Below are 10,102 nucleotides of genomic sequence, written 5' to 3' on the forward strand. Positions count from 1 at the left end.
TTTTCCAGGTCTTCAATAGCATGTGAACTGTCGCCTGCTTCTATGGAATCCTTGTGTACCAGCACATACCTGAACCAGAAACGCAGGAAAGGGTCATCTATAACATAGCTCGTCTTACGGGTAGATGTTTTTTCTGCAGCAGGATGCTCTTTTCTTAAGAATCCGAGTTTCATCAGCGTATCTACATAATAGGACAGATCCTTTGTTTCCATGAATGCACCGGCAGCAATTTCTCCTGCTCTTGATGCACCTTTGGAGATGGAATAAAGTATGTTCATGTAGGTGGCAGGTTCTCTCAACTCTTCACGCAGCAGGAATTCACCTTCTGCATAGAGTACAGCTTCTTTGGAGAATATTGAGTGCTTCAGGTTCTCATAAAAGTCCTTGTCAGGATCAAAGAACCTGAGATAGAAAGGTATGCCTCCTGTTGCTCCATATATTTGCATCAATTCGTCCGGCTTATATCCCGGGAAAAAACCAGATATGTGGCGGAAGCTTAAAGGCATGACCTGTATCTGTCCTGTTCGCCTGCCGTAAAGAGGGCTTGAATAGGAAAGGGTTGTTTTTTCCATCATGGAAATGGAAGAACCGCAGAGAATCAGATGGAAAGATCCTCCTTTGAGTATCTCATCAACAATGAGCTGGAGTACAGATGGTATGGACTGATCAGCCTGTGCCAGATAAGAGAACTCATCGATAACAACAACAAGTTTCTGGTCTTCTTTCCATTGTCTTCTTATGTATTCGAACACACCGTCAAATGTCTCAGCAGCAGGTTCCATTTCATTGAACAGGCTTGAAGCTCTTTTCCTGAATCTAAGCGCATTGGATAGCGTTCCCCTCATATCCGCCAGAAAGAAAATATGAGGCTTATCCTTCACGAACTGCTGGATAAGCTCTGTTTTCCCAACCCGCCTGCGTCCATAGATGACGGTAAATGAAAAGTCTCCAGACTTATACTCTCTGTTAAGAGATTCCATTTCTTGAGCACGGTTAATGAAATTACGGAACATAATAATTATGATTTAGTTTAGTATTATTTATAGGTTATGGGATGTGATTGTTTTCTAGTCAAAACCAATATATCCCCGGAAATCCAACTAAAGTAAGACAACATCTTACGTAAGACTTTGTCTTACATACTTGGGGAGGAAATTTCATGTGTCATCAGTTAAGCCCATCATTCATCTCTAAATCGTTGTCTATTGACATGTAGATCTAGTGCTTGCCTAGAATATACTTCCATAAACATCTCAAGTGACATTTCTATTCCACAATATTTTAATATTGATCGAAGTTGATCATTAGCATTCTCTGAGAATATCTGGCTCCATAGAGTTTTGCAATGTATTCTGAATCCAGTACATCCGATGAAATGTTTGTGATGTATATGTGATATTCCTCTGTCTCTTTATTCATTATCGCAATCAATCGGAACTTTTCAGTATCGTTTTTCTGCTTGCCGTTATGGCTTCGACGTTTAAAAGAAATTTCCACATCTAAATCAAGAACCTGTCTTTTCAGATGTGGTAAAACTTCACTTATACATTTTCCCTTGACATCGATACTTCGGCCTCAATGGATACTGTTAACGTTAACAAGCAGTGGATCAGCGTTTTTCTTCAATCTGGACACAAAATAACCACCATTATCCTGTATCCTTGCAAATAGTTGATGCTTATAGAATCCAAGATCAATGAGGAGGATTCTATTCTTGATCCATGGTCCCATATGCAATGTCTTCAATTCATTAGTGCTTTCAGCATAGAGAGCTACATTTTTCGGTCCATTGGCTACTGCACTTACCAGTAATCCTACTTTTACACCTGCAGCTATTGTTCTTGTCCGTGCTGCAGGCCATTTTTCAGATAATGAGCTATGCAGTCGAACAATGCTGCTATCCTGGATCAGTACATCTTCGAATTTGGAAAGCTTCTCAGACAGGTGTTTTTTTTGCTCTTGGGCAAGTTGTTCTATCCCATGCATAACACAAACTCGGAGGAATGCTACCAGTTCGTGCGACAAGAAGCTAAATTATGAATTGCAGAAATGCTATCCACTCCATTTGGGATAATCCTACTATGACATGCGCTGATAGTAATATCGGGGTATGAAGCTCATAGGACAATGTGGAGAATTTTGGAAATCCAAACCGAATCATCTGCTAGGATAAGAATACTATGATGAGCGTAAAGCGAACCATTGTAAGAATCGTTAAGTATGACAAGCGAAATTGGATTGATACGCTTGAACCAAAAGGTATGGAATCAGACTATAATGGTTGAACTGACATTATAGGAAATGGACATATGATTCTCGGTTTATAGATGGCTTCTAAGGTATTCACAATTATTCATATTTTAGAACTTGGTAAGTCCAATGTGCTCCTCAAAAAGAGGTAGGGACTTCGTGAGAAAGAACAATGGCATAGAGGATAAAGGAAACGGTAAAAAGCGAATGGCAATCTGTAATGGAATGCATAGAGGTTCTAAATTTGCCTTAGTTCGAAAGGATGCAGACTTACCGTAGGTGTTCTATTACATGAAAGGAGGCAAACTTATGAATGTAAGATACTCAAAGACACCATCTGGTGAGAGGCTTACAGACAACAAAATGTTAATAAGCTGCAACCCCGAATTGCAAAAGTGGTTTCAACAAGAAATAGTTGTAACTGCTGCCCGATACTGAAAGGGTTATAGGATGCTTGAGCCGTATGAAGGGAAACTTTCACGTACGGTTCTTAGAAGAGGGAGGGCGAGTAATCGCTCTTTCTTATTCGACAGGAGTGAAACGTTCATACCAGCTACCGTCGCTTATTTTCGTAGTAGCTGCTTTTTCATAACTGCGTTTCAGACTAGTTAAAGTGCGCTGAAGCTGAACACCAAAACCAAGGGTTAGAACCCAGAACATTACCACAGGATCGATTTTTCGTTCCTGTTTTACAAGACCCGTTTCGTGAGCAGTTTGGCGTAGTCAATCAGGAGAGAAAATACCACAAAGGTTTTTCTCAATTATTTGTGGATCGTTTGCCATTATTGTCCCCTCAGACAATAAAATAAATGTAATAGAGTATATAAATACCAAAGTGTGGGATAGAAATCCTGTCAGAATCGGTGATATTAGAAAAACAGTGTCATAGGACTCGTTTTATTTCATAACCGATGACACATGAAATAAAATATTAAAGGAAAAGTGACAACTCTTAAAATGAACTGAATCAAATTACTACGCATAAACCAAACTCCAATCAAGGAATAGTAATCATAACATCAGAACTACTCATCCTAACACTCATATTGTAAAATGATGCTCTGACAAGACCATCGTCCAGTATTTCCACATCTCCCTGAGTTGAAAGGTAACTGTACCAGGCACTGGGATACTCTGAACTTATAGTGAGATTTGTTACTTCTACAAATGGATATGTCTTCTCTTCATGGTCTTCAACCTGGAGGTTCACAGTGGATACACCATTTCCACCCATGCTATCGGCTACTCCAACCACATTGAATATCCGAATATTCAGAAGTTTAGCTTCTTTATCCACCGTAATGAAAGGTCTGGATCGTACCAGTGACTCAGTGCTTGTAGATTGCTGCAATATTACAGCACCATTCTCAAAAATGAAATCCTGATCGATCCAGAAGTTATTTGATGAAACAGATTTGAAAGACCCGGTGGTAAAATTCATGCTCCTGTCATAAGTGTATCTTGTCTCGGAATTATCGTAAGGAGGTACTTTTTCGTATTCTATCTGGAATGACCCGTCAAGCATGAGAGTAAACGGCTTTTCAGCATCCTTCAGTATGTCTGAAAAACCATAAACCGGGTTTAAAGCATCAAATGTAAAATACTCATCAGTGTCTACTAAAGGAGTTGGAACTTTACCATAGAAAAACAGATTGCCATCACGATAAGTCTCTATTAGCAATGTACTATCACCAACCCACTCAGCATAAAGAGTATTGTCATTATCAATAATAACTTCATACGTAACAGGAAGACCTCCTTCTTTTACAAGAAGAAATGAAGACACAGACGTCAGGTTGTTTAAAAAAAACACCGAATCAAATCTGTTCTCCGGTTCTGCTACATTAATCATTGAGATATTGATCCAGCTGCTGTTTGGATTAACTATCAGTGTCCCACTTGAAGAAACAGACGGACCAAAAGGCATTTCCTTGCTTCCTAAAGGTATCAGGACTTTTTCATTAGAACTTCCTGAAGCAGCCAGTGAAGCTATTCCTACAAAGCTATCTCTTACTTCCTGCATATGCTGGATGTCATTCTCAGAACCAAGTGATGGTATATAATATGCATTAATAGCAGAAATGAATGTTGTCAGGACTGCAAGAATCAGAAGTGCAGCTATCACCGTTGAAACTGCATCACACGATGAGTTCAGTTTTCTGATCATACCTTTTTAACCTCACCTATAGATATTATTGCTCTCTGGTGAACTACCGTGACCTTTACATCATTCATATCGGAACTTGAATCGGTACTTGCATTGAGAAATAATGTCTCAGGGAATTTCCAGAAACTTTGATTGGTAAGCTCGGTTAATTTGTAATCTTTTTTGTCGAACATATTGGAAGCATTACTGATCTCGATATGCACATCATTGGTTCTGATGGGGTCCCCGCCAACATGGGTAATATCTATAATCCCAACCTCACTCTGATTGAAGCTCATTTCTATTTCAAGATAAGGGGGGCGTTCATCCGGCAGAAGCGCATAAATACTAATTGACAGGACCGCTGCCAGAGTAACTACAAGTGCAAGTTTGAGTACTTCACCAATCATTTCCGAAGCCATTTTTCCACCTAGTAATTCATGAGCATTGTAAAACAGGCAAAGGTCAGTACAAGAAGTATTACAGAATGTTTGAGACCTGAAAGAAGATTCCCATGAGCCATTTCACCAAGAATCACTCCTGAAAATAAACCTAATATTCCACAGGTATTGAACATTGTCGAGGTAATCTGGTCAACATTAAGCATATTATCCCCACCAAGACCTGACATCGAAGGTATGAACTGTGTTGAAAAGGAATAACACACATACATGAATGTCCCAAAAGCAATGTAAACAGTTGCAAGGTAAATAAACCCAGTCTGGAACCTGTCATCCCTGAGTTTCAACATGTTCTCTGTATCTTCTGCAGCTATCAGAAGTACATCCCTTGTATCGTCGCTTACCTCAGTAGCTTTTACAAGAAGAGTTATCGCCCTTCTCAGAGCAGGAGTACCTATCCTGTTTTCAAAACGTGAAAGAGCATCTTTCATCTCACCGCCCCATTTCATATCCAGCCAGACCCTTTTTACTTCACCAGATAGTAGTCCTACATCTGATTTCAAAAGAAGACTGATCGCATGATTTACCGGGATTCCCATTTCGTTGACCTCTGCAAGACGCCTGAGGAAATCAGGCACTGCTTTATCAAGCTTTGCCAGTTTTCTCATCTTATACTCGTGGGCAAGCGACACGGGAAGCAAAGCAATGATTATAGACAAAACTATCTGTTTGTTCAGATCATCTGACATAAACAAAAATGGAAGGGACATGAACGGAATACTCACAAAAAATGCATAGAGCGGCTTTTCAAGTACAGGTGCCAAAGGATGCTTTAATTTACCAATTATTTTTCTTTTTAATTTTTTGTTATTATAATTTTTAAGATTTGATTCATAATTTTCCTCATCAATTTCTTCCTCGTCCGCAAGTTGTGATTTTCTCTGCGTTTCCCTGTTCACATAATGAATACCAAGCTCTTCTTTGGGAGAAATTGAATCTATCAACACTATAAGTGCAATCGAACCTAATGGCAGACCCAGATAAAGAGCCTGAAACAAATAAGATGTCTGACTTTGATTGAGAAGACCAATCGTCACAAGTGTTATGAGCAAAAAGATTGGTACAGCAACAAATGCAACTACGTATACTTCGGAAATGATCTCCAGCGTTTTTATGAACATTTCCTGGGTTTTTTTGGCATGCAGGAAATATTGTTCTGTTTTGATAGCAAAATACTGATGAATATCGCTTCCACCCTGTATCATTGGGACCAGATTCTCAAGAAAATCATGAAATGTTTTAGAAGGTGTGGTTTGTGCAATGTTTTTCACAGCTTTTACTAGATCATTACCCAGCAGTTCCACATCCCTTACTATATACAATGCCTCGGTTGCAATCTCACCGTATATGTGTGGATTCTCTGCAAGTTCCTTAATAGTTTCATATATGGGAGTTCCTCCTTTTGTCATACCGTAACAAAAAGAGGAAGCATGGGGTAGCAATACATCTATTTTAGTTGCACGTGAATATGCAATGAAACGTGGATATTGCAGATAAGTCCAGTACACCAAATAAGCTGACACAATTGGTAAAACAAGATAGGTAATACCTGAAAAAATAATATTCTGATATGTTTCGAGAAAACTGAATATTGGGATGTCTACAAGAAACTTCATTAAAAATAAAGATACAAGTACGATTGCATAGGTCTGAACTGCATATAATATCCCCTGCTCAACATACGTGGAATAGTGAATGTCCATTCTTGCGGATCTGAGGCTATTTACCAGATAATAATACTTGTCAGAGCGTTTTTTTGCATACCTCCTGACAAAACTAAAGTTGATCAGTGAATTATACATGTTACATGGCTTCATATCATAATTCACCTGAGTTTAATAGTTTGATTACTTTTTCGGGATCTTTGTTGTAAGAATTTATCAATCGAATGAACTGGTAATAATCCCTGATACCCTTTTCAAGCATAAGGTCAAGAAACATAGTTCTTCGTCCAAGCTCTTTATTTATTTTTGATTCTGACCAACCCATTTTATGGCCTATATCCTGAAGAACCTTTGAACCTTTAAACTCAAAAAAATCTGTAAGCGGATCCCACAAAAAAGTATCTTTTAGTTTGATGCTGTTTGTTACACCAATGACTTCAGATACATGTGAAGCTTTTCTTTTTTCAATACTATTTTCATATATGTTGGATTGCATTGAAATAATATCCAGTGCACTGAACATTGCAGGAGGTACGTTTATAGGAGGATTGGTAAACCTGTTAATTACTTCCTGTGGTGTTCCTGCATGGAAAGTTGAGCATGTTGAATGTCCTGCATTCATTGCCTGGAAGAGGGTTTGCGATTCACGGCCTCTTACTTCTCCTACCAGCAAATATTCAGGCCTTTGTCTTAGTGATGCACGCAAAAGATCTTCAAGATCTATAGTACCCATTTTGTTTACGGCCAATCCTTCTCTTGTTATTGTTGATATCCAGTTCTTGTGAGGAAGATTAATTTCCGGGGTGTCTTCAAGAGTTACAATCCTTATATTCATAGGAATGAAAAGACAAATAGCATTTAAAGCTGAAGTTTTTCCAGTAGCTGTTCCACCACAGAAAAGGATGCTTTTTCCATGTTCCATGGAGAACCAGAAATAAGCCATCATTTGTGACGAGAATGTACTCCATGCAATAAGGTCAAGAGGTGTTAACGGTACTTTCTTTTGCCGGCGGATACTGAATGAACTTCCCTTGGGACTGATATCATGTCCATATGTAATATTAATACGGGACCCATCACGCATTATGGTATCCAGTATAGGAGTAGATCGTGAAAGATGGCGGGAACTTTGCTGTGCTATAAGCGTGACAAAATGATCAAGATCCTCGTCGTTTGAAAAGACAACATTGGTTCTGATGTTTCCATAAGCTTTATGGTAAACAAATATTGGAATATTGACTCCGTTGCACCATACATCCTCAATGTTGGTGTCTTTCATAATTCCGCTTATGGAACCAAAATCAATAAAGTCGCGTTTCAGATAGTAGTATATTTTCTCAAAGGTTTTTGTCTGGAGGTCAAAGTATTCTGTTAGTGTGCGCTTTGTATTTTCTCTCAGGAGTTTATATCGGTCAATTGAATTTAGTTCTGCTTCACCATCAATATTTGAAATGGTCATCCTGTCTCCCATTACGGTATTGAACTCTTCCAGCAAAGATTTTTCAAACTTGTTCAGTTTTGGTTCAATCAGATGATAATTAATGGTTTTCTTTTGTTTGTCTCTCAATATACAGATAAGACAATATGGTTCATCCACCCAGTAACGTTCCAGTTCTTCCATGTGAGACGGGGGTATAAAAGATATAAGTTCATCTACAGTTTCAGAGGTATCAAGAAGCAAATCATCATTACTTCCGGAGAAATGACTGGAAATACCTTTCAACATGTCAGGTGTCGGTATGCTCGCTGATGCGATGATCTGCATTACTGAACTGTTAAATTTATTGATTATTGACTTCATACCCAGACCCCGTTTTTTTCGTTTTTTTGTTCAGTTAGCTTTTTCTAATCCGTTATCCAGAATCAATTGCAACTGCTACATAATCAGGACTGAAACTTCAATATAGCAGGAAATATGTATGGCAGGTTCTATAAAAAACAGGGAAATTAGGTTAGAACTAGTATCTTTTTAGATAACAAAAACATTAACCGTATTGAAGAACTGTTCCTTTGAAAACAGAAAGTGCAGCATCAGAAGTAATTCATGATATGTTGAGAAAAAGATGTATAAATGCTTATTCTGGACTGATCCATATTTTTTCCAGTGACAATTGTTACAGGAATCCTTATCCCTGCACCAATACCAAGATCGCTGCCTGCTGGCTCTGCAATAGCATAAATCCGAAGGGAAATATTTCCGGATGCACTCTCTGGCGGAATGCAACTCACACTAACTTCTTTTGTCATACCTGACGAAAGTTCAAATGCTGAAGGGGAAATGCAGATCCAGCCGGCATATTCATTGTCCGTATATAATGTATAACCTGAAGGATCATTCCCATTGTTGATTATAGTGATATTCTTCTGGAAAACACCATCTTTCAGATCAAACTGAAGACTATGTGGAGAAACTCCCAGTGAAACAGCTAATGCGGCCTGTGTTAAAAGAGTGACAGAAACAACTGTTAATGCGAATATTATAATTAATTTATTCAAACTGACTTTATAATACACAAATATAATATAGAATTTAATATTATATAAGTTACGAGGCAACAAGTAATTTCAGTAATGTAATTTCAAAAAGTCTTGGTAACTATTCAGCCTAGCTCCCTTCCACCAAGCTGATTTCTCTCTCTACGATCAATTCTGCAATATTAGAATAAGTGAATCCCCATAGAATATTTCACTAATCGAATCGATAACAGATAGGGATTTCTTACTAACAGTAGAAACGTATCCCCTTATCCGGCAGAAATTTCTAGCACCTTGTTCACTACGGAAGGTACCGGATATCTTCTGCTGTACTTTTGTCATTCTGATATCTCTTTCAGCCTGATTGTTATCAAACGGAACGTTTGGGTCGTACATAAACCGCAAGATCTCTTCCTTGTACCCGATAAACCGATCCAGCAAATTCTTTACCGTGGTTTGCTTCCTACGTCCTCGTTTTTTAGACGGCCCTATGGATTCCGGATCAGGAGGGTTTTCGTTCATTCCAAAACGAGTTATGTGATCATAATCCTCACTGAACCTTTGAATCAATTCATGATTTAAAAGACCATTATCAACATGATGTTACATCAAGAGATCACTCATTATCTGTGGCCATTGTTGATCACTGTTTTCGGAAGCTCCAGTTAACTCTCGTAATAGATGTGCGTTACATAATGAATGCTGACATTCATATTTGTTGTACGGTTTCCAAAAATCATGTGTTGCAACACCTGTATAATCAGGAAGAATTCCCATGGCATCCATTGCTTCTGAGCCCCTTTTGCGATGTGCAAAATAATAGGTCAGTTTGCCTGTACCTGCCACATGAAGCCAATTACGAACTGCATTTATTCTCATTCCTGTTTCATCCAGATTGATAACAGGAGATCTTTTCAGGAGATGTCTCACTTCTTTTTCAAATCCTTCCAGTTTCGCAAAGCAACTGCGTTCGGTGTTCACTATTGTAGCAGGACTTATCCTGCATCCCAAAATATCAGAGAACAACTTGGTAACACGCTGATAAGGAAGTAATTGGTAAGTGTGCAAATAAACTGCAAATGACTTAACTCGATGACCGTATTGAG

Annotated in this window: 7 protein-coding genes and 3 pseudogenes; all 10 read right to left on the minus strand. The window is 38.5% G+C overall.

Annotated features, from left to right (window positions below; translation table 11 throughout):
* A partial coding sequence (locus tag BB781_RS14175; RefSeq protein ID WP_094229136.1) for an AAA family ATPase occupies positions 1–1,013 on the minus strand: 1,013 nt, incomplete at its 3' end.
* Positions 1,014–1,281: 268 nt separating this feature from the next.
* Positions 1,282–1,419 (minus strand): hypothetical protein, encoded by a 138-nt coding sequence (locus tag BB781_RS15865; protein ID WP_164997914.1) that lies wholly within the window; start codon positions 1,417–1,419, stop codon positions 1,282–1,284.
* A gap of 171 nt (positions 1,420–1,590) precedes the next feature.
* A pseudogene (locus BB781_RS14180) lies at positions 1,591–1,992 on the minus strand (transposase); the annotation flags it as partial.
* Between the two features lie 789 nt (positions 1,993–2,781).
* Positions 2,782–2,973 (minus strand): annotated as a pseudogene (locus BB781_RS16240) (IS4 family transposase); the annotation flags it as partial.
* Positions 2,974–3,247: 274 nt separating this feature from the next.
* Positions 3,248–4,417, minus strand: coding sequence for a DUF7289 family protein (locus BB781_RS14185; RefSeq protein WP_094229129.1), 1,170 nt, complete (start codon positions 4,415–4,417; stop codon positions 3,248–3,250).
* Positions 4,414–4,818 carry a type IV pilin N-terminal domain-containing protein gene (locus tag BB781_RS14190; protein ID WP_094229130.1) on the minus strand — a complete coding sequence of 135 codons (405 nt, stop codon included), beginning with the start codon at positions 4,816–4,818 and terminating at the stop codon, positions 4,414–4,416. Before BB781_RS14190 ends, BB781_RS14185 begins: the two co-directional genes overlap by 4 nt.
* Before the next feature lie 8 nt (positions 4,819–4,826).
* Positions 4,827–6,674, minus strand: a complete 1,848-nt coding sequence (locus tag BB781_RS14195; protein WP_094229131.1) for a type II secretion system F family protein — start codon at positions 6,672–6,674, stop codon at positions 4,827–4,829.
* 1 nt (position 6,675) lies between these two features.
* A complete protein-coding gene (locus BB781_RS14200; protein ID WP_094229132.1) occupies positions 6,676–8,322 on the minus strand; it encodes a type II/IV secretion system ATPase subunit in 1,647 nt (548 codons plus the stop codon).
* A 230-nt stretch (positions 8,323–8,552) separates the two neighbouring features.
* Positions 8,553–9,017, minus strand: a complete 465-nt coding sequence (locus tag BB781_RS14205; protein ID WP_094229133.1) for a COG1470 family protein — start codon at positions 9,015–9,017, stop codon at positions 8,553–8,555.
* Between the two features lie 147 nt (positions 9,018–9,164).
* A pseudogene (tnpC, locus tag BB781_RS16245) lies at positions 9,165–10,064 on the minus strand (IS66 family transposase).
* Positions 10,065–10,102: the final 38 nt, after the last annotated feature.

Origin of the sequence: Methanolobus psychrotolerans, from assembly GCF_002243045.1 — an archaeon.
GTDB lineage: Archaea > Halobacteriota > Methanosarcinia > Methanosarcinales > Methanosarcinaceae > Methanolobus > Methanolobus psychrotolerans.

Bases quoted from the DNA above. Each gene is read 5' to 3' on its own strand.
- BB781_RS15865 (WP_164997914.1), bottom strand. From the start codon at position 1,419: ATGAATAAAGAGACAGAGGAATATCACATATACATCACAAACATTTCA.
- BB781_RS14185 (WP_094229129.1), bottom strand. From the start codon at position 4,417: ATGATCAGAAAACTGAACTCATCGTGTGATGCAGTTTCAACGGTGATA.
- BB781_RS14190 (WP_094229130.1), bottom strand. From the start codon at position 4,818: ATGGCTTCGGAAATGATTGGTGAAGTACTCAAACTTGCACTTGTAGTT.
- BB781_RS14195 (WP_094229131.1), bottom strand. From the start codon at position 6,674: ATGAAGCCATGTAACATGTATAATTCACTGATCAACTTTAGTTTTGTC.
- BB781_RS14200 (WP_094229132.1), bottom strand. From the start codon at position 8,322: ATGAAGTCAATAATCAATAAATTTAACAGTTCAGTAATGCAGATCATC.